A 19,317-nucleotide genomic window follows, 5' to 3' on the forward strand; every position below is an offset into this window, starting at 1 on the left:
GCAGCCCGCCGTTTCATCAACTCGGACCATTGCGACAATGCCGTAGCTTACGCCTTCGGCTGACTCTACTGCGTCATAAGCCGCTCATGGTGAGGAGCGCCATCGATCCGCACGTAGCGCGGCCCGATGGCAGGCTTCGCGCGTCTCCGGACGATGCGTCATCCGCCCGCCATCAAATCCTTCGCCAGCGCCATGTACGCCGGCAGCGTCACCGGGTCGTTGGCAGCGTTGCCGGCGGCCGGGTGCGAGGCATAGCGTGCGATCACCATCTCGGCCATCGGATCGATGTAGATGCCCTGCCCGTGAACGCCGCGCGCCATGAAGGCGCCGTGCGCATTGTGCGTCACCCACCACTGGTTCCGGTACGAGGCGCCCGGCAAGGTGGTGTAGCCGGCCGGCTTGAATTTTTCGCGATCGCCGCCGCGCGCGATGTCCTCGATTACGTGAGACGGCACGATCTGGCGGCCGTTGAAGCGGCCGTGATTGCGGATTGTTTCTCCGAAGCGGGCCACATCGCGCAGCGTCGTCGAAAGCCCGCCACCGCCGCTTTCGGTGCCGATGCGGTCGACGTGATAATGCGCGTCCTCCTCCGCCCCCATCGGAATCCAGATGCGCTCGGAGAGCAGATCAGACAGCGTCATGCCGCTCGCCCGCCGGCAAATAAAGGCCAAAACGTCCGAATTGACGGTCTTGTAGGCAAATGCCTTGCCGTGCTCGCCCTGCTTTTTCTGCGCGCACAGGAAATCGAAAATGTTGGTCGCGCCCTCATAGCCCGGCTCGATCGGCGCCATGCCGTTCGCCCGCCTGAGGCCGAACACGCCGGAATTCTTGTCGGTATAGATTTCCGTGTATTCGAGGCCGGTGGTCATATCCATGGTCTCATGCACGCGTGCATCGCCGAACGCGCTGGCCTTCAGCTCCGGCACGTAGTCCGTGACCGGCGCCTGCGGATCGATCTTGCCCTCCGCAATCAGAATGCCGGCGAGCGTGCCGGTGAATGATTTTGTCACGGACATCGCGATATGCGGCTTGTGCGGCTTCAGCGCGCCGAAATAGCGCTCGTAGATCAGCTTGCCCCGGTGCAGCACGGCAATGCCGTCGACATAGGTCTCCTCGAGCATGCGTGCAAACGTCATGGGACGACCGTCCATCGTGACCGAAGCGGACGCGCCGATATCGTGCTCCGCGCGCGGCAACGCCGACGCCGGCCCTGCCCCACGCCAGACATTCACGGTCGGCACCAGCTGGCGGATATTGCTCCAGGCCCAGCGCAGTTCGGGGAAGCTGCGGAAGGAGCCGCTGTGGAAGGTGATGGTTTTGTCCGGCGGTGGGGGAAAGCCCTGCATCCAGCCGAGGGTTTGGGGATCGGTTTCGGCGGCGGTCAGGGCGGTCTGGCTGGGTGCGGTCGCTACGGACATGAAGGCTGGCTCCGGAGGGGTGATGCGGAGTCGTAACATGGTGGTTCGCAATGCGCAGCCAGCCTTTGAGCGGGGGGTGGCCGCCAGAGCGAGCAGATTGGTAACCCGCATGTCCGCAGCGATATGCGGGAGAGCAGTGCCGGGGTATCGCTGGGCTCACCCCGGCTACGCTTGCTAGTTGTCGATTGCTATACTTATACTCGCACATACCTTTCGAGCCGTCTTTACCAATCCAATGTCGGACATTTCGCAGGCGAATCTTCCTGACAACCCTAGCGGTTTTATTATTTTCATGCCTTGGGTTACGCTTCCTCGGCGGGTCCGAGTTGGACGCTTTCGTTTCTGTCCATTGCGCCTAAGCGAAATCGCGACAATCGTCGATCAAAGTATCGCGGCGGTCGTCGAGAAAGCCGTGAAATGCTACGTTCGAAGGAACGGGCAGCCGATCGAAAGCTGCACAATCGTACTTCGGGTTCGCGGCCCTCAGCTTTGGAATATCCCTCGCAGACAGTGGAATTCAGCGGTCGACGCAGCCAAGAAACTCGCGCTGGCTTGCCTAGCTGAACAACGATTCTTTGAGGGACATTTCAGCCCACATCTCAACGCGACCATGTTTCGAATAATTGGCCAAGGCGTGAGTGCCGGGTCGGATCAAATTGCTCCTTACTTTCCACGGCGCGGCGGCGGCCTACAAATCGGGGGGCTACGCTTCAAAGATGTCGTATTTCAACGGCCACCGCAGATAGAAGGCACGTCATGCGAGGTAATCAATGAACGTCTTTTGAAGGCGCTGGACAAAGCTGAACGTCTAAAATGCTCCGCTGCACGTGCGGTCAACTCGTCGCTAGAAACCTTTTTACTTGCCAATGCAGAAGCACCTGACCTCGATTCGGATAGTTGCGTGACGCTCTCAGCTATTGCGTTTGAGCGACTTGTTGAGCCAGTAAATAACACCGCACAAGGATTGGCTTCAGCATTCGCAGACCATTGGGCACCTTTCGTCAGCCTGACCGTTGGAAATGCAAAACGGATCAAGCCAGACGCGGAGTACGCGCCCGAACAGAATTCTTGGCCGATACATCGCAAATGGATGAAAGAGCTATACGAGGCTCGCAGCGCTACGGTTCATCGAGGTCCACGATCAGTGTTCAGCAAAAATTGGTCAGCTTGGCAGCATCTTGTCCTTGCTGCTTTCGCGTATCCTCTAATGATTAAACTCAGACTGGCAGAAGCAGGATTGTACTCACCGAACGATAGGGAGCTTGCTTCCTTCGAAGTATTTGACCTACTGCTGGATAGCAGCTGGGGTAAAGGATGGCGAAAGCCACCAGAGTGGTCGAACATCCTATCAATGGCTGAAGGGACACGTGCGTTTCACGCGGCAATAACTAGAGCAATGAAAAAACAGGAAGGCAAGCCTTCGGGGGAAGGCTGAGCACCGGCTTTCAGAGCCGATCGCCCACTCCCACTACTCATGCCGTCGGTTGAAGTTCATCGCGTGGATTCACTCTGTTGGATCACGCCTCCTACGGAAGGGCCATAATCACGAAGGATTCATAAGCTGAAATCGAATTGGGGATCTCTGAAAGTCTTTGCCGACCAAGTTCCAAAGGTCTTCGTCGAATTGCATCAGGTGTGTCGGAAATTCTTCCTTGTCGCCGATGCTCATGATTGGAAACTCTGCGAATCCAATCGGGATTTTCTCGTCGCTATAACTGCCGAAGTTTCGAGCCCCATAGAGGCCGAGTTGCGCCTCTTGACCAATCACCGCGACTTGGGGAGCCATCGCAAACTCAACGCCCGACGCGCCAGCTTCGATCCGGATCCTGTTGATCCAAAGTAGCATCTTGCTCAATGCTCCCGTAAGCCAACCAGCGAAGAAACCAGATAGTTTTGTGAATAGCGCCAGTTCGCAGACCGCCTGTGTAGTCAGGGAGTACTCACAGAGCGCATCGGAAGAATGAGTACCTCGAGATGTTGAAATTCGGCGCAGGCCAGGCGTCCAAGCCCCTTCGTAGGCTCCGAACGGCCAGAGCAATTGATATTGTGTGTCATTCTCTCCAATTCCGACAAATTCTCCGCTCATGTCTACCAAGCTTGGGCGCCCTGCAACGCGTCCGAGATCGATTGGTGAGGTAGGCAAGGCAATCAATTGGAATCCCGCACCTCGTCCGCCGTTCACCCGCAACCAGTCATGAAGTCGGGCACCAAAAGCCGCTCGCATGTTCCCTATTGTATCTTCGATCCTGCGAGTCTCAGAGAGGTTTTGAATTGTCAGCTCTTGAATCTCGCGCATGCTTATCCTCACGGACTCGTCCATTCTCCTGATGAAAGCGTCTCGGCTGGCGTCCACTCTATGCGGTCTTCGGCGGGAGGTCGGCACGCGGAAAATGATGACACCGTTTCCTTCATTATCAAATCCGATACTCTTTGACTCGAGTATGGGCAGCGGCGGATCAATGATGTCCTGTAGCGCTTGGCGTAGTGACCGTTCCAACTCATGGATGCGGGGGATCGGGTTGGGGGATTCAGCTCGGCTCGGCTTTTCTTTGGTTTCGTTGATGCCGAGAACAAGAGCGCCTCCAAACGTGTTGGCGAAAGCGACGATCTCTCTAGCAAGCGAGTTTCGAGCGTAATCCGAAAATCGACCTCCTCGATGCCAAGGATCTTTACCTTTGCCGTCGTTCGATGGCAGGTCCGATTTAAGCTCAAGCGTGGCGCCTTCGGCGACTTGATCGGCACACATTGCCAATATATCCGCTGCCGTGAGGCTGTGAATATCGTTTGAAAGCAAGTCCATTTGCCGATCCTTAGTCAGTCTCCGCACCGATTCGGTACGAGTCCGCTATGGTGGCACGTAAGGCGAGCACAGCCAGTTGGTTGCAGCCTTATCCCGGCAATTCACAGGGTGACAACGACTGCCCGAAGGCCAAAAAGCCGTTTCGAGAGGGATTTGGCTGTCTGCTGCACTCAACGATTCTGATCCGGTGGAGCAGCCCTCGGCGAGGATGAAGACGATCCCTAGCTCATGAAGAAACGTGACCGATGGCGCTAATTGCTACTCCCACTCAATGGTCCCCGGCGGCTTGCTCGTCACGTCATACACCACCCTGTTCACCCCCTTCACCTCGTTGATGATACGCGTCGCCGTCGCGCCGAGGAAGGTCATGTCGAAGGGGTAGAAGTCGGCGGTCATGCCGTCGGTGGAGGTCACGGCGCGGAGGCCCACGACGTATTCGTACGTTCGCCCGTCGCCCATCACGCCGACGGTCTTCACCGGCAGCAGCACGGCGAAGGCCTGCCAGATCTTGTCGTAGAGGCCGGCCTTGCGGATCTGGTCGATATAGACGGCGTCGGCGTTGCGGAGGATGTCGAGCTTTTCCTTCGTGATGTCGCCGGGGCAGCGGATGGCAAGGCCGGGGCCCGGGAACGGATGGCGGCCGACGAAGATTTCGGGCAAGCCGAGCTCGCGCCCGAGCACGCGGACCTCGTCCTTGAACAGTTCGCGCAACGGCTCGACCAGCTTCATGTTCATGCGATCGGGAAGCCCGCCGACATTGTGGTGCGACTTGATAGTGACCGAGGGGCCGCCGGTGAAGGAGACGCTCTCGATCACATCAGGATAGAGCGTACCCTGCGCCAGGAACTCCGCGCCGCCGATCTTCTTGGCCTCCTGCTCGAACACGTCGATGAAGAGGCGGCCGATGGTCTTGCGCTTCACCTCGGGATCGCTGACGCCTTTGAGCTCGCCAAGGAATTGCTTTGAGGCATCAACATGCACCAGCGGGATGTTGTAGTGATGCCGGAAGAGGTCGACGACCGTCTCGGCTTCCTTCAGCCGCAACAGGCCGTGGTCGACGAACACGCAGGTGAGCTGGTCGCCGATCGCTTCATGGATCAGCACCGCGGCCACCGCGGAATCGACGCCTCCGGAAAGGCCGCAGATCACCTTTCCCTTGCCGACCTGGACGCGGATCTTTTCGATCGCCTCCTCGCGGAAGGCGCGCATGGTCCAGTCGCCGGTGAAGCCGGCGACCTTGCGGACGAAATTGCGGAGCAGTTTGGCGCCGTCGGGCGTGTGCACCACTTCAGGGTGAAACATCAGCCCGTAATATCTACGCTTCTCGTCCTGGATCACCGCGAATGGCGCATTCGGCGAGACGCCGGCCACCGTGAAGCCCGGCGGCATTTTTGTGATGCGGTCGCCATGGCTCATCCACACCGGATGGCGTTCGCCCATCGACCAGGTGTCGTCGAACAATTTGCTTGCCGTCTTCACCTCGAGGTCGGCGCGGCCGAACTCGCGGTGATGGCCGCCTTCGACCTCGCCGCCGAGCTGGGCGGCCATGGTCATCTGGCCGTAGCAGATGCCGAGCACGGGCACGCCGGAATCGAAGATCAATTGCGGGGCGCGGGGCGAACCCTTTTCATGCACCGACTCCGGACCGCCGGAGAGGATCACCGCTTTCGGCTTCATCTCCTTGAAGGCCGCTTCGGCCTTCTGGAACGGCACGATCTCGGAATAGACGCCCTCCTCGCGCACGCGGCGGGCGATCAGTTGCGTCACCTGACTGCCGAAGTCGACAATCAGAATCTTGTCATGCGCCGAGGCCACCGAAGGCGACGACGACTCGCGGGCTTTTTGTGCGGCTGTCATGGCAAGCAGATACGCGACGGGGGGCGGTCTCGCAACCGCGAGAACGCGGTGGCCCACATTCTTCTGAGGGGATGGACAAGGCACATATAGGTCAATATTATTGACGTAATTTGTGCCGATTGCTGGAAGCGTGTATCGACGGCACTGTCATTCCGGGGCGCGCAAAGCGCGAACTATGGGGCGCGCTTGCGCCCCTGAGAACCTCGAGATTCCGGGTTCGCTTCGCGCCCCGGAATGACGACCCGTCCTCACGCCTTCCTCAGCACTGACACAAAAAACCCGTCCGTGCCCGTCCTTCGCGGCGTCATCAGCCAGCCTTCCTCCGATCGCAGCGCGGCCTTCTCAAAATCTTCCGCTTTGTCCCAGAGCACGCTCGCCGTCTCGTTCAATGGCTGAATCGAAAACTCCGGATGACGCGCCACGAACGCGCGCACCTGCTCGCCGTTTTCGCTTGGCAGCACCGAGCAGGTTACGTAGGCGATGCGGCCGCCGGGCTTGATCATCCCTGCCGCGCGATCAAGCACTTCGGCCTGGTCCTTCAGGCGGACGTCGAGCGCGCCGGGGCGCATGCGCCATTTGGCGTCGGGATTGCGTCGCCAGGTGCCGGTGCCGGTGCAGGGCGCGTCGATCAGCACAAGATCGGCCGAGGCGCGGATGTCGGCCAATGGATCATCGTCTCCCTTCGGCGCGCGGATTTCAGCATTGTGGACACCGGCGCGCGACAGCCGCTCATAGATCGGCGCGAGCTGGCGCTTGTCGCGGTCGGTCGCAATCAGCCGCCCCTTGCCGCCCATCATGGCCGCGAGCGCCAGCGTCTTGCCACCGGCGCCGGCGCAGAGGTCGATCACCTGCTCGGCGGGCCTGGCCGCCGTGAACAGCGCCGCCAGTTGCGAGCCCTCGTCCTGCACCTCGATCGCGCCCTTGATGAAATCCTGTTCCGCGTGGATGCCGGGATTGCGCGCATCGGCGCCGAGCTCGATGCGTAAGCCCACCGGCGACCATGGCGTCGGTTGCGCGCCGAGATGCTTCAGCGACGCCTGAATCTTTTCGCGCTTGGCCTTCAGCGTGTTGACGCGTAGATCGAGCGGCGCGCGGCTCGCCATCGCGGTCGCCTCCGCAACGCGGTCGTCGCCGAACACGGCGGCGAGATGCGGATCAAGCCATTCCGGATAGTCGCCGGCGATGTGGGGCGGCGCACCGTCGAGCGAGCGCGAGGTAAGCGCTGATCGTTCGGCCTTGGTCAATGGCTCCGGCGCAAAGCGGCTGCCGTCACACAGTGCGGCGATGGCGTCCGTCTCCATGCCGCGCTCCAGCCTGAGCATGCCGAGCACGCGCGCCCGCGGCGTGTCTGCGTCCATCAGCCAGGCGCTCGACGATCGCCGCCGCAACACGTCCCAGATCAGGCCGGAGATCGCCGCACGATCGCCCGAGCCGGCATAGCGGTGCGCGGTGCCCCACTCCTTGAGCGCCTTCGCCGCGGGCACGCGCTGTGCGTCGATGTTGTCGATCAGTTCGATGGCAGCGGACAGGCGGGCAGCGGGAGTCATCAAATACTTTCTAGATCAGAAGCAGAAGCTTCAGCGCGAAGTAGATCCACATCGCGAGCAGCACCAGCGCGCCGGCAAACCAGGCCAGACTTCGCTGCTGGATGTTGTTGGTGGTGACGAAAATGCCGGCATGGGCAAAGCGCGTCACCACGAACACCCAGGACATCAGCACGATGAAGAGATCGGCGCGGCGCAGCGGCAGCGCCAGCGCGATCAGGAAGTAGAACAGGACGGGTACTTCGAACTGGTTTGAGAAGCAATTGCCGATGTTGGCGACGCGCGCTGGATATTTCGGCTGTCCCGCCGCGATGTCCCTCAGGCTGGTTTCCCCGGCCTTAATCGCCTTGGTGCGGGCCGTCACCATCCAGAGCATGAGGGCGAAGGTGAGCCCGACCAGAACGAAGACCGGCAGCAAAACCATTTGAACCGACATGAGAATCTCCCCGAAGCCTCGACCCGATCTCAAGCAATAACGGGACGTCCCTCACCTGACAAATCCACCTTGCGCGGCTTGCTTGAACCACAAGTGGAACGCCAGCGACCAACTAGCGAAAATTCCTTTTGTTCTGGTTCTTAAAAACCAGCTTTCAAGCCCCCGCGAGCCGGCGATGAACATCACCTCCCCGATCCTGACCGGCGCCGGCCGCGCCGCTGAGCTGCCCAGCAACTCCATAACCTCCCTGCTCCGGACGGTCGGCTTTAGCGACGGACCCGATGGCGGGCTCGGCATCGTGATGTCGGCATTGGCCGGTGTCGCCGCAGCGCTGGCGGTCGCGATCATGCTCTCCGTCTATTTCCGCACCGGCCACCGCAGCCGCCACGATCTGGTCAAGCATGGGCTTGCCGCCTGCGCGGCGCTGGTCCTGCTCGCCTTCGTGGTCGCGGACATGCGGCAGGCGGCCTTGGCCTATCTCGGCCTCAACCCGGCAAAGCCGGCGTTGGAATTCGAGATCCGTCTGCCGAAGGGCGCGCTCACGACGGCAGCCGACACACAGATCGAACTCCTGACCAACCGGAACCAGAAGCTGGCGAAGATTCAGGAGGCGCTCGGCGCAACCGACGACGGCCGCAGCATTTTGCGCGGAATGGTGACGCTCGACTACCGTGCTACCGATCGCGTGATGCTCGTGAACCTGCCCGGCAGGGCCCACAGCACGTTCCGGCTGCGGCTGCCGGCGAGCCCCTCGCGCTCCGGCCAGTTCGGGCCGTGGCATCTGGCCGACGACATCGTGCCCGTCAGCGGCGGCACCGTGACAACGGAGATTCATGACGCCTTCGCGATCCGCTATCGCGTGCTCTGACGCACGCGCGCCAGCCCAGCGGCGAGGACGCGGCGCCGGAGCGCCTCCGTTGCAGATTTCGCACTGAAGGACAAAACGGCGAGGCCTGCGGGCACATTTGCTTTGACGCACGGAAGGAGCGGTTTACTCTGTCCTCGACGGCTGCCACTCCAAGAGCAGCCGCGGGAGGAATCAACTTGCGATTTCGCGATTCTGACATTGTTTTCGCTGGCGGCGCCAAAGGGCAAAATATCGACATTCTCACCGCCAACCCGATCAACTACTTCCACGTCATCAGCAATGCAGCGGAGCTGCCGAGGCTTGTGATCGACGGCAAGCTGTTCCTGCCGTCCTCGAACAATCGCAAACGTAACGGAAAGCTGCCGCTGGTGATGGTGGTGCCGGGCAGCCTTGGCGTTGCGTCCTCGCACCTGGCGCATGCCGAAACGGTCGTCGGCGACGGCTTTGCGGCGTTTGTGCTCGATAGTTTCGGCGCCCGCAATGTGACCTCGACGGTCGCCAATCAGACCCAGTTCTCGTTTGCCGCCAGCGCCTATGACGTGCTGGCGGCGTGGCAGGTGCTGTCGGCCCATTCCGAAATCGACGCTTCCCGGATCGGCGCGCAGGGCCATAGCCGCGGCGGCTCCGCCGTGCTGACATCAGCGACGCGCCGCTTTGCCGATGCGGTGGTCGGCGCCGGCGCCGGTTTTCGCAGCGTTCTCGCCGCCTATCCCTGGAGCGGCCACCAGTTTCTCGATCCGTCCGTCGACGAAACCGAAATCCGCGTCATCATGGGCGATGCCGATGAATGGTGCTCGCCGATGCAGGTGCAGGGCCATTGCCAGGCCGTCCGCCTCTCCGGCGGCAAAGCGACGATGCGGCTGATCGGCGGCGCGCAGCACAGCTTTGATCGCGGCACCGGGATCGAGGACATTGCCGACGCATCGGTCTCGCCCGCAGCGCCGACCGCCTATATCGGCAATGACGGAGCCTTCATCCATCCGCTCACCGGCGTCGCGGACAGCAAGCTGACCGACCGCGACCTGATGATCTACGCGCTGAAGGCCGGCTATGGCCGCAAGGGCGCCAAAATCGGCAGCCGCGATGGCGATGCCGAACTGTTCAAGGCGGATATGCTGGCGTTCTGGCGAAGGACGCTGGGGTGACGCTTGAAATCCGTCACACAACTGGTCGTCGTCACCCGCGCATGCGGGTGATCCAGTATTCCAGAGACGTCAGTGTTTGAATGGAGAGGCCGCGGCGTACTGGGTACCCCGCCTTCGCGGGGTACGACGAGTGAGGTGGGGCAAGAGTTTGAATCCGTCATCGTTCCGACTCCAGGTCCGGCTATGATTGGATCAAAAGGACTACTGCATGCACGAATTTCGCCTAACGCAAATTTCCGACACCCATCTTTCCCGCGCCGCCCGCTTCGCCAGCCTCACCGACAATTTTCACCGCGTCAGCGAGCACATCGACGCGACGCGTCCCGATCTCGTCATCAATACCGGCGATCTCGCCTTTGATGCGCCGACCAGTCCGGACGATCTGACATTCGCAAAAGAGCTGCACGACGCGCTGCCGGTGCCGTGCCGGCACCTGCCCGGCAATCACGACGTCGGCGACAACCCGACGGCCGTCGGTGCCGCGCCGAAGCAACCGGCGAACGAGCAGGAACGACGGAAATATCTCGCCGTGATCGGCGAAGACCGCTGGCGCTTCGACGAAGCCGGCTGGTGCTTTATTGGACTGAACTCGCTGCTCATGAACACCGATATCGAGAGCGAGGCCGAGCAGTTCGGCTGGCTCGCGTCAGAGCTTGCCGGCGTGAACGGCAGGCCGGTCGCGCTGTTCCTGCACAAGCCGCTGTTTCTGAACACGCCCGACGATCCCGAGACGGTTGACACGGCGATCCGCTACGTTCCGCAGCCCCGGCGTAAAAATCTGATCGAACTGTTCGCTGCGGTCGACCTGCGGCTGGTCGCCTCCGGGCACGTCCATCAGCGCCGCGACTTCTCGTTTCGCCATACGCGCCATGTCTGGGCACCATCGACCGGCTTCATCCTTCCAGAACGTATTCAGCCGGTCATCGGCTTCAAGGAGGTCGGGCTGGTGGAGTATCGCTTCCAGCCCGACTCCTTCGAGGTCCGGCACGTCAAGGTGCCGGGCCAAACTGATGTTGATCTGGATTCGCTGATTGGCAGGAAATGAAGGACCGGAAGCGAGTTTCCCTCGAATCGTCCCCCGCTCCGTCGCTTTGACTGAGCATGATCTTCTCGAAAGATCCTTGATCATGCGTCAGACGTCAGAGCGCATCACCACTGGCGCTCAACGAGTCCATAGGAGGAGTAGGAACCGTCATCCCACGGTGCGGTGGCAAATGCACCGACGCGTGGCGCCGGATGAAACCGGTTACCGTAATAGTAGCCGGGTCCGGGCATAACGGTGACGCCGTAGCCTCCCGTCGTGTAGGCGGAGTTCGGATAGTTGAACCCCACGACGCCGGGTTCCTGATAGACCGCTTGAGCCATCACGGGAGTGGCCATCATCGTGGCGGCAACCAGGCCGAGCGATAGTTTCTTGAAGTTCATCATTTGGCTTCTCCATTGGATGTCAAAGCCAAACGATACTTAGGTAAGGACGTTCCGCCTTCCGCCTCAAGTGACCGTGAGGTTCACCTTGGATGTTCCCCGCGGTCACCGCAACTTAGTTCAAGCTTTATCGGGCCCGACGCGCACCAATTGCTTGCCGAAATTGGCGCCCTTCAGAAGGCCCATGAATGCGGCCGGCGCATTCTCGAGGCCTTCGGTGACGAACTCCTTGTGCTTGACCTTGCCCTCGCGCACCCACGCCGACATGTCGCGCAGGAAATCGCCGTGACGTGCGGCGAAATCGCTGACGATGAAACCGCGGATGGTCAGGCGCTTGGTCAGCACGGCGCGCATCAAGGACGGCGCCCATTTCGGCGCCACCGCCTGCGTATCGTTGTAATGCGCGATCAGGCCGCAGACGGGAATGCGCGCGAACGCATTGAGCAGCGGGAACACCGCTTCGAACACCGCGCCGCCGACGTTCTCGAAATAAACGTCGATGCCTTTCGGGCAGGCCTCTTTCAGCCTCGCCGCGAGATCCGGATCGCGGTGATCGAGGCAGTCGTCGAAACCGAGTTCGTCTCTGACGTAGGCGCACTTGTCCTTGCCGCCGGCGATGCCGACCGCGCGGGCACCCTTGATCTTCGCAATCTGGCCGACTGCCGAGCCGACGGCACCGGAAGCCGCCGCAACCACGACGGTCTCGCCCGCCTGCGGCTTGCCGATATCCAACAGCCCCGTGTAGGCGGTCATGCCGGGCATGCCGAGCACGCCGACCGCGGTCGAGATCGGCGCGAGCTTGGGATCGATTTTTGCCAGACCTTTGCCGTCGGAGATCGCGTGCGTCTGCCAGCCTGCGCGCGACAGCACGATGTCACCCTTGGCGAAGGCCGGATTGTTCGACGCGATCACCTCGCTGACCGTGCCCGCCTCCATCACGCCGCCGACCGGCACCGGCTGCGCGTAAGAAGGCCCGTCGCTCATACGACCGCGCATATAGGGATCGAGCGACAGCCAGATCGTGCGCAGGAGAACTTCGCCGGCGCCCGGCGTCGGGATCGGGCAGTCCTCGAGGCGGAAATCGCTGGGCTTGGGTTCGCCGACCGGGCGGGAGGCGAGGACGATGCGTTTGCCGGATGCGGACATGGGGCTCCTCCGAATTCTTGTTTGTTGTTTTCCGTCATTGCGAGCGTAGCGAAGCAATCCGTAGCTCCGCAACCGGTGAAATGGACTGCTTCGCCGCTCAGCGCAAATTGCTTTGCAATTTTGTCGCGAGCTCCTCGCAATAACGGCGAGAATTCCGCGATGTGGAAGCGCTTACACTCCGCCCGGATAGTTCGGACTTTCCCGCGTGATCGTCACGTCGTGGACGTGGCTTTCGCGCAGGCCCGCGCCGGTGATGCGGACGAACTGCGCCTTCTCGTGGAATTCGGCGAGGTTGCGCGCCCCGACATAGCCCATCGCGGCGCGCAAGCCGCCGGCGAGCTGGTGCATGACATTGGCGACCGGACCCTTGTACGGCACCTGACCCTCGATGCCTTCGGGCACCAGCTTCAGCGTATCCTTGATGTCCTGCTGGAAGTAGCGGTCGGCCGAGCCGCGCGCCATCGCGCCGACCGAGCCCATGCCGCGATAGGCCTTGTAGGAACGGCCCTGCCACAGAAACACTTCGCCTGGCGTCTCGTCGGTACCGGCAAGCAGCGATCCGACCATGGCGATGTCGGCGCCGGCGGCCAGCGCTTTCGCCAGATCGCCGGAATATTTGATGCCGCCGTCGGCGATCACCGAGACGTTTGCCTTCTTCGCCGCTTCGACCGCATCCATGATCGCGGTGAGCTGCGGCACGCCGACGCCGGCAACGATGCGCGTGGTGCAGATCGAGCCCGGACCGATGCCGACCTTGATCGCATCCGCGCCCGCATCGATCAGCGCCTGGGCGCCCTCTTTCGTTGCGATATTGCCGGCAATCACCTGCACGGCGTTGGAAAGCCGCTTGATGCGATTGACCGCTTCCAGCACGCGGGAGGAATGGCCGTGCGCGGTGTCGACCACGATCAGATCGACGCCGGCATCGATCAGCCGCTCGGTGCGCTCATAGCCGCCCTCGCCGACCGTCGTCGCCGCGGCGGCGCGCAGGCGGCCATGCGCGTCCTTGCTGGCGAGCGGATGCGCGACCGCCTTTTCCATGTCCTTGACGGTGATCAGCCCGACGCAGCGGTACTGGTCGTCGACGACCAAGAGCTTCTCGATACGGTGCTTGTGCAGCATCCGCTTGGCCTCGTCCTGACTGACGCCCTCGCGCACGGTGACGAGGTTCTCGTGCGTCATCAGCTCCGAGACCTTCTGCTTCGGGTCGGTCGCGAAGCGGACGTCGCGGTTGGTGAGAATGCCGATCAGCTTGCCGGGCACGTTCTTGCTGGCGCCGGTGACGACGGGAATGCCGGAAAAGCCGTGATCCTTCATCAGGGCCAGCGCGTCCGACAGCATCGCGTCCGGGCCGATGGTCAGCGGATTGACCACCATGCCGGATTCGTACTTCTTGACCTGCCGCACCTGCGCAGCCTGTCCCTCCGGATCGAAATTGCGGTGAATAACGCCGATGCCGCCGGCCTGGGCCATCGCGATCGCCATACGCGCTTCGGTGACCGTGTCCATTGCGGACGCGATGATCGGAATATTCAGCGGAATCGCGCGGGTGACGTGGGAGCGGATATCGGCCTCCGAGGGCAGGATATCCGAGAGACCGGGCTTGAGAAGCACATCGTCGAACGTAAAGGCTTCACGGATAGCCTGAAGTCCCTGCGCCATTGCCAACTCCTTTCGGCGGCTCACCGCCGCGATAAGTCCTAGGGATGAACGCCGCCTTCGGCGATGCTAGCGGCATCGCCGTCGAATCGAGGCCCATCGGTGGGGTTGACGCTGGTCGATAGCATGGCAGCACGCCGAATCAAAGCATTTGGCTGCCATGCACAGATTTTTCGGGAAATCCCGCAATCCCAAGGGCTTAGGGTAAGGGCTTAGAGGCGGTATCCCGGCGGCGGGCCATGCTGGCGGATCGCCTCGACCACCTCGCGGTGACGGCGGTCCTCACGCTTCATGTGGACCGCGATCAGCGCATGCGCCGACGGCACCAAGAGCAGAACGTGAAAAATCAGCCCGAAAACCAGGCAGAATACGATGAGGACCAGGTTGAAGATCGCCGAAAACGGCTGCCCGTTCAGGAGCAGCCCGAGCGGCGGCAACAAGGCCGCGAGAACGTAGATCATGCGAGACCTCCAGCGGCTGGCGCGGTGCATACCAGCGTCACGCAGGATTTAGGTGGTTTGCGCGGTTCCGCAATGGCTTGTGCGGCGGCGGAATGATACAGGCCCCTCGCCTGCCTTTTTCTTCAATCCCCTGATACGATGGACAAGCAACGCCTGATCCCGCTGATCGTCGCCACCGCGCTGTTCATGGAGAACATGGACTCGACGGTGATTGCGACCTCGCTGCCGGCGATTGCGGCCGATATCGGCACCAGCCCGCTGACGCTGAAGCTTGCCATCACCTCCTACCTGCTGTCGCTCGCCGTGTTCATTCCGGCCAGCGGCTGGACCGCCGACCGCTTCGGCGCGCGGATGGTGTTCTCGATCGCGATCGGCGTATTCATGATCGGATCGATCGGGTGCGCGCTGTCGCAGAATGTCACTCATTTCGTCATCGCGCGCATCCTGCAGGGCATGGGCGGCGCGATGATGACGCCGGTCGGACGGCTGGTGCTGCTGCGCTCGATCGACAAGAGCGCGCTTGTCAATGCGATGACTTGGGTGACGGTGCCGGCGCTGGTCGGGCCGGTGATCGGCCCGCCGCTCGGCGGCTTCATCACCACCTATTTCTCCTGGCACTGGATTTTCCTGATCAACATCCCGATCGGGCTGCTCGGCATCTTCATGGCGATGAAGTTCATCGATCCGATCAAGAGCGAGGATCCCGAACGCTTCGATCTCTACGGGCTGGTGCTGGCCGGCATTGGGCTGGCCGGCATCGCTTTCGGCCTCTCGGTCGCCGGCCTCGGTCTTTTGCCCTGGCCGATCGTCGCCGGCCTCGTCGCGGTCGGCACGATTTCGATGACGCTTTACGTGATGCATGCCAGACGCACCGGCTCGCCGGTGCTGGATTTCGCGCTGCTGCGGCTCTCCACCATGCGCGCCAGCATCATCGGCGGCTTCCTGTTCCGGCTCGGCATCGGCGCATTGCCGTTCCTGCTGCCGCTTCTGATGCAGGAAGGATTTGGGCTGACGCCGTTCCAGTCCGGCCTCGTGACGTTTGCCTCGGCCGTCGGCGCCATGGGGATGAAGACGCTGGCCGCCCGCATCATCCGCGCCTTCGGCTTCCGCTACATGATGACGGTCAATGCCGTCGTCAGCGCGGTGTTCCTGGCTGCCTGTGCCCTCTTCACGGTGACGACGCCGCTATTATTGATCTTCATCATCCTCGTCGTCGGCGGCTTCTTCCGCTCGCTGCAGTTCACCGCGATCAATACCGTCGCGTATGCCGAGGTTGAGCCGGCGCAGATGAGCCGCGCCACCACGCTCGTCAGCGTCAACCAGCAATTGGCAATTTCCGCAGGGGTCGCGGTCGGCGCGTTCTCGGTGGAATCGACCATGCTGTACCAGCATGTCACCGAATTGGGTGCCGGCGTATTCCCGCCCGCGTTCCTTGTGGTCGCAATCATCTCGGCCGTATCGGCCTATTTCTTCTGGCAGATGCCCGACGACGCAGGCCATGAGATTTCGGGACGCAAGGTCGTCGAGATTTCCAGCCGCAAGGGCGCCGAAAAAGCAGCGACCAAGAAGGCCGCCAGCGAAGGTGCCGAGGACGCGCGGGATCAGCGGCTGGGATAGCTCGCCGCGCAGGCGGTTTCACGCCCAGATGCCGGAATCTCCCGTTTCCGCACCGCGCTAAAATGCCGCCGGAAAAAATCCGACGTGAGAGTCAGAAAGCGAACGGAAGCATCGGCACCAGTCGGCCATATCTGCTCTCAAGCGGCCGGGGGCCTGTCCACCTCTGCACATTATGGAGGGAAATCCTTCTCCATTTCGGTGGCGGATCCACCGTGGCGCAGCACGTGTCTGTTGTTTCATTTCAGTTTCGCTTGAAAGGATGAACACCCGTGAGTGAAGTAAATACGAACGAAGCGAATGCCCATCCGAAAGCCGGCGGCACATCGTTTGGCATTTTTGCTGGGCTCGCCGAGCAGAACATAAACCAAGCAAAGGAAGCCATCGAGAAGATGACGATCGCGTCGGGAGCAATCAACTATGCTCTCCGCGAAGCCTATGCTGTCAACACCAAAGGTGCTGCGGACTACGCTGCCAAAGTCGTCGAGTTCTCCGGCGCCAACATCCACTCCGCCTTTGATTTTCTTAGCCATCTCCTGGGCACGAAGGTGCCTTCGGAAATCCTGCAGCTCTCCGCCGCGCAAGGCTTCAAGAACTTCCAAGCCACAGCCGCGCAGAGCCGCGAGCTTTGGGAGCTCACTCGCAAGGTCGCGAACGAGACTGCCGATCCGATCAAGAAGAGCTTTGCCAGCGTGCTGCAGAAGGCGGCCTAGTTTTAGTCGAACCTTCGCAGCCCGCCGGGATCGGCTGGAAAAGCGCTCCCCCGAGAGAAGGGCGCACTCCAGCCGATGCACAATGCCGCCAATGAAAAAATTCAGGGAGGGAGTACCAATGATGGGCGTCGTCATGATCAAGTCCCCCGAGACCGGGCGCACTATCTCGACGGGCATGAAAGCGGATCGGGAACGGTTTCGCTGCAGCCCGGTGTTTTTCGCCCGCACCTTCTGTCTGATCTGCGAAGCCAGTCACGAATGGTTTGCCAAGGAGGCCTGGGTTCACGAGCCGGATGAGAACCGGCACAGGCCGAGAGCTGCGCTTGCTCCGCAACCAGCGTAGAGCCCGCGGAGGCCTTGCTGCCATTCCATCAATGGCTCCTTGCCCGCGACCCAGTCGTTCCTTGACCGCCCGTGCGCCGATGAATTTGAATTTCCTCTGGCTTAGCCGATTGTGAGGCTTGGCCGCGGGGATTGTCGGTCGGCCGGTCATGCCCCGGCGGCGTCATCTCGTCCGGAAAAACGATCCGACCGATCCTGCGGCGCATGAGCTGATAGCATTCGCATGCCGATGCTTCGAGCCGCGGTCTGTCAATCTCGATTGAGCCGCGAGCATTGGATCGGATCGCGCCTGAATCGCGAAGCTTTGAGATGACCTGCGTTACTGTCGTCCGCCGCACGCCGAGAAATTCGGCAAGCGTCTCCTGGGTCAGAGGCAGGACGCCCCCGTCAGCCCGGTCATGCACCTGCAGCAACCATCTCGCCAAACGCGCCTCGACCGAGTGCAGGGCATTGCAGGCCGCGACATGTTGAAATTGCGCCATCAGTGCCCTGGTGAGGGTTTGAACCGCTCCCCTCAAGGCGCTGCTGCGTTCAAGCGCCGCCTGAAATTGTGCCGGCGAAATCTGCAGGGCGGTCCCCGCTACCCGCACCACCGCGGTCATCGGAGAAGGCGATGGCCCGAGCATCGTGAGCACGCCCACAGCTCCTTCATTGCCGACGACGGCGGTCGCAACCGTTTGTCCGTTGGGCATATCCATGATGAAGGCGATCAATCCGCCAAGGGGAAAATAAATCCGTTGTACCGGATCGCCCGACCGCACTAGCACGGCATCCCGCTGAAGCTCGATCAATCGGAAATGACGCACAAGCAAATCGAGGTCTGCCGTCGGCAACGCAGCTAACAGTCGATTACCAACCCTGGTCCTCTGCTCCATCACGGGAATACTCCTTCCCCGACGGAGGCGCGGCTCGCTGCAGAGTCCCGGTGGCGGCAGGACTGCACGCGCATGAACAGCGCCTGACTAATCAAATAAGCAGTAAGTGAGGAAAGTTCCAGGAGATTCGCACAGGACCTGGGGTTCGCTTCCGCCCCGCATTACAACTGCTGAAGACGCTGTCCCGTCATGGCATCGCCAAGGTTGCGCTCAAGGCTGCTTGCCGCGCCCGCGAAACCCCATCGCCAGCACGTAGCGCTCCGAGGAATCCTGCCGGCTGGACGCCGGCTTCACATGGCGCACGGTCACGTAGTCGCGTTTCAATTGCGCGACAAGTTCGGCATCGGCGCCGCTTTGAAAGACCTTGGCCAGGAACGTTCCGCCGGGATTGAGCACCTCGGCGGCAAAAGCCGCCGCTGTCTCAACGAGGCCGATGATGCGGAGTTGATCGGTCTTGCGGTGGCCGGTGGTGTTGGCCGCCATGTCGGACATCACGACGTCGGCGCGCCCGTCCATCATGGCCATCAACTTTTCGGGTGCGTCGTCAGCCAGGAAATCGAGCTGCGCGAAGGTGACACCGGGAATTTCCGGCATTTCCAACAGATCGATCGCGATCACCTTGCCCTTGCCATTGACCGCACCGACGCGCCTGGCCGCAATCTGGCTCCAGCCGCCGGGCGCCGCGCCGAGATCGACCACCGCCGAGCCAGGCTTGAGCAGGCGGTATTTGTCGTCGATCTCGATCAGCTTGTAGGCCGCGCGCGAGCGATAGCCCTCGCGCTTGGCTTTCGCCACATAGGGATCGTTGAGCTGCCGCTCCAGCCAGAGCTTTGACGACAGCTTGCGCTTGCCGGCGGTCTTGACCGTGACGTGCAGCCGTCCGGTGGTGTCTTTTGCCATGTCGATACTTGTCTTGAAATGTGAGCCCGGGTCCGGAGCCGGAAAATCAGTAGCACGGAAGTGAATGCGCATTGAAGCGAGTATGATGAGCCGCCATTCGGGCTGTCAGCCCAG

18 protein-coding genes are annotated in these 19,317 nt (G+C 61.6%); 7 read left to right on the plus strand and 11 right to left on the minus strand.

Annotation, left to right across the window (positions count from 1 at the left end; translation table 11 throughout):
- Positions 1-158: 158 nt before the first annotated feature.
- A complete protein-coding gene (locus HCN50_RS19095) occupies positions 159-1,418 on the minus strand; it encodes a serine hydrolase domain-containing protein (RefSeq protein ID WP_171711195.1) in 1,260 nt (419 codons plus the stop codon).
- 235 nt (positions 1,419-1,653) lie between these two features.
- Between HCN50_RS19095 and HCN50_RS19100 the strand changes: the two genes are divergently transcribed.
- Positions 1,654-2,853, plus strand: a complete 1,200-nt coding sequence (locus HCN50_RS19100) for a hypothetical protein (protein WP_171711196.1) — start codon at positions 1,654-1,656, stop codon at positions 2,851-2,853.
- A 108-nt stretch (positions 2,854-2,961) separates the two neighbouring features.
- On the opposite strand, the gene HCN50_RS19105 is transcribed toward HCN50_RS19100, so the two are convergent.
- The 4 genes from HCN50_RS19105 to HCN50_RS19120 form a co-directional block, all read right to left on the minus strand.
- On the minus strand, positions 2,962-4,218 hold the full coding sequence (locus HCN50_RS19105; RefSeq protein WP_171711197.1) for an AlbA family DNA-binding domain-containing protein: 1,257 nt from the start codon (positions 4,216-4,218) through the stop codon (positions 2,962-2,964).
- A 258-nt stretch (positions 4,219-4,476) separates the two neighbouring features.
- Entirely contained in the window at positions 4,477-6,075 is a 1,599-nt protein-coding gene (guaA, locus tag HCN50_RS19110; protein ID WP_210264987.1) for a glutamine-hydrolyzing GMP synthase, read from the minus strand.
- 248 nt (positions 6,076-6,323) lie between these two features.
- A complete protein-coding gene (locus HCN50_RS19115; RefSeq protein ID WP_171711198.1) occupies positions 6,324-7,622 on the minus strand; it encodes an RsmB/NOP family class I SAM-dependent RNA methyltransferase in 1,299 nt (432 codons plus the stop codon).
- A 10-nt stretch (positions 7,623-7,632) separates the two neighbouring features.
- Positions 7,633-8,055 (minus strand): MAPEG family protein, encoded by a 423-nt coding sequence (locus HCN50_RS19120; RefSeq protein WP_171711199.1) that lies wholly within the window; start codon positions 8,053-8,055, stop codon positions 7,633-7,635.
- A gap of 175 nt (positions 8,056-8,230) precedes the next feature.
- Between HCN50_RS19120 and HCN50_RS19125 the strand changes: the two genes are divergently transcribed.
- The 3 genes from HCN50_RS19125 to HCN50_RS19135 all read left to right on the plus strand — a co-directional run bounded on the left by HCN50_RS19125 (position 8,231) and on the right by HCN50_RS19135 (position 11,113).
- Positions 8,231-8,923, plus strand: a complete 693-nt coding sequence (locus HCN50_RS19125; protein WP_171711200.1) for an acriflavin resistance protein — start codon at positions 8,231-8,233, stop codon at positions 8,921-8,923.
- A 176-nt stretch (positions 8,924-9,099) separates the two neighbouring features.
- Positions 9,100-10,068: a dienelactone hydrolase family protein gene (locus HCN50_RS19130; RefSeq protein ID WP_171711201.1), complete on the plus strand. Its 969-nt coding sequence runs from the start codon at positions 9,100-9,102 to the stop codon at positions 10,066-10,068.
- A 208-nt stretch (positions 10,069-10,276) separates the two neighbouring features.
- The gene (locus tag HCN50_RS19135) at positions 10,277-11,113 is read left to right on the plus strand and encodes a metallophosphoesterase family protein (protein ID WP_171711202.1); all 837 of its coding nucleotides are present in this window, start codon (positions 10,277-10,279) and stop codon (positions 11,111-11,113) included.
- Positions 11,114-11,217: 104 nt separating this feature from the next.
- On the opposite strand, the gene HCN50_RS19140 is transcribed toward HCN50_RS19135, so the two are convergent.
- The 4 genes from HCN50_RS19140 to HCN50_RS19155 form a co-directional block, all read right to left on the minus strand.
- Positions 11,218-11,496, minus strand: a complete 279-nt coding sequence (locus HCN50_RS19140) for a hypothetical protein (RefSeq protein WP_171711203.1) — start codon at positions 11,494-11,496, stop codon at positions 11,218-11,220.
- Between the two features lie 117 nt (positions 11,497-11,613).
- Positions 11,614-12,639: an NADPH-dependent curcumin/dihydrocurcumin reductase gene (gene curA, locus HCN50_RS19145; RefSeq protein WP_171711204.1), complete on the minus strand. Its 1,026-nt coding sequence runs from the start codon at positions 12,637-12,639 to the stop codon at positions 11,614-11,616.
- A 171-nt stretch (positions 12,640-12,810) separates the two neighbouring features.
- The gene (gene guaB, locus HCN50_RS19150) at positions 12,811-14,301 is read right to left on the minus strand and encodes an IMP dehydrogenase (RefSeq protein ID WP_171711205.1); all 1,491 of its coding nucleotides are present in this window, start codon (positions 14,299-14,301) and stop codon (positions 12,811-12,813) included.
- Positions 14,302-14,510: 209 nt separating this feature from the next.
- The gene (locus HCN50_RS19155) at positions 14,511-14,759 is read right to left on the minus strand and encodes a hypothetical protein (RefSeq protein ID WP_171711206.1); all 249 of its coding nucleotides are present in this window, start codon (positions 14,757-14,759) and stop codon (positions 14,511-14,513) included.
- 138 nt (positions 14,760-14,897) lie between these two features.
- Here HCN50_RS19155 and HCN50_RS19160 point away from each other — a divergent pair, with 138 nt between their 5' ends.
- From HCN50_RS19160 to HCN50_RS19170, 3 genes are all read left to right on the plus strand, one after another.
- Positions 14,898-16,376: a DHA2 family efflux MFS transporter permease subunit gene (locus tag HCN50_RS19160; RefSeq protein WP_171711207.1), complete on the plus strand. Its 1,479-nt coding sequence runs from the start codon at positions 14,898-14,900 to the stop codon at positions 16,374-16,376.
- A 269-nt stretch (positions 16,377-16,645) separates the two neighbouring features.
- Positions 16,646-17,086, plus strand: coding sequence for a phasin family protein (locus HCN50_RS19165; RefSeq protein ID WP_171711208.1), 441 nt, complete (start codon positions 16,646-16,648; stop codon positions 17,084-17,086).
- A 118-nt stretch (positions 17,087-17,204) separates the two neighbouring features.
- Positions 17,205-17,429, plus strand: a complete 225-nt coding sequence (locus tag HCN50_RS19170; RefSeq protein WP_311968073.1) for a hypothetical protein — start codon at positions 17,205-17,207, stop codon at positions 17,427-17,429.
- Between the two features lie 28 nt (positions 17,430-17,457).
- On the opposite strand, the gene HCN50_RS19175 is transcribed toward HCN50_RS19170, so the two are convergent.
- Together HCN50_RS19175 and HCN50_RS19180 are read right to left on the minus strand one after the other, a co-directional pair.
- Positions 17,458-18,303, minus strand: a complete 846-nt coding sequence (locus HCN50_RS19175; protein WP_171711209.1) for a Crp/Fnr family transcriptional regulator — start codon at positions 18,301-18,303, stop codon at positions 17,458-17,460.
- A 210-nt stretch (positions 18,304-18,513) separates the two neighbouring features.
- Positions 18,514-19,203 (minus strand): RlmE family RNA methyltransferase, encoded by a 690-nt coding sequence (locus HCN50_RS19180; protein WP_171711210.1) that lies wholly within the window; start codon positions 19,201-19,203, stop codon positions 18,514-18,516.
- Positions 19,204-19,317: the final 114 nt, after the last annotated feature.

Origin of the sequence: Bradyrhizobium archetypum, from assembly GCF_013114835.1 — a bacterium.
Classification (GTDB): domain Bacteria; phylum Pseudomonadota; class Alphaproteobacteria; order Rhizobiales; family Xanthobacteraceae; genus Bradyrhizobium; species Bradyrhizobium archetypum.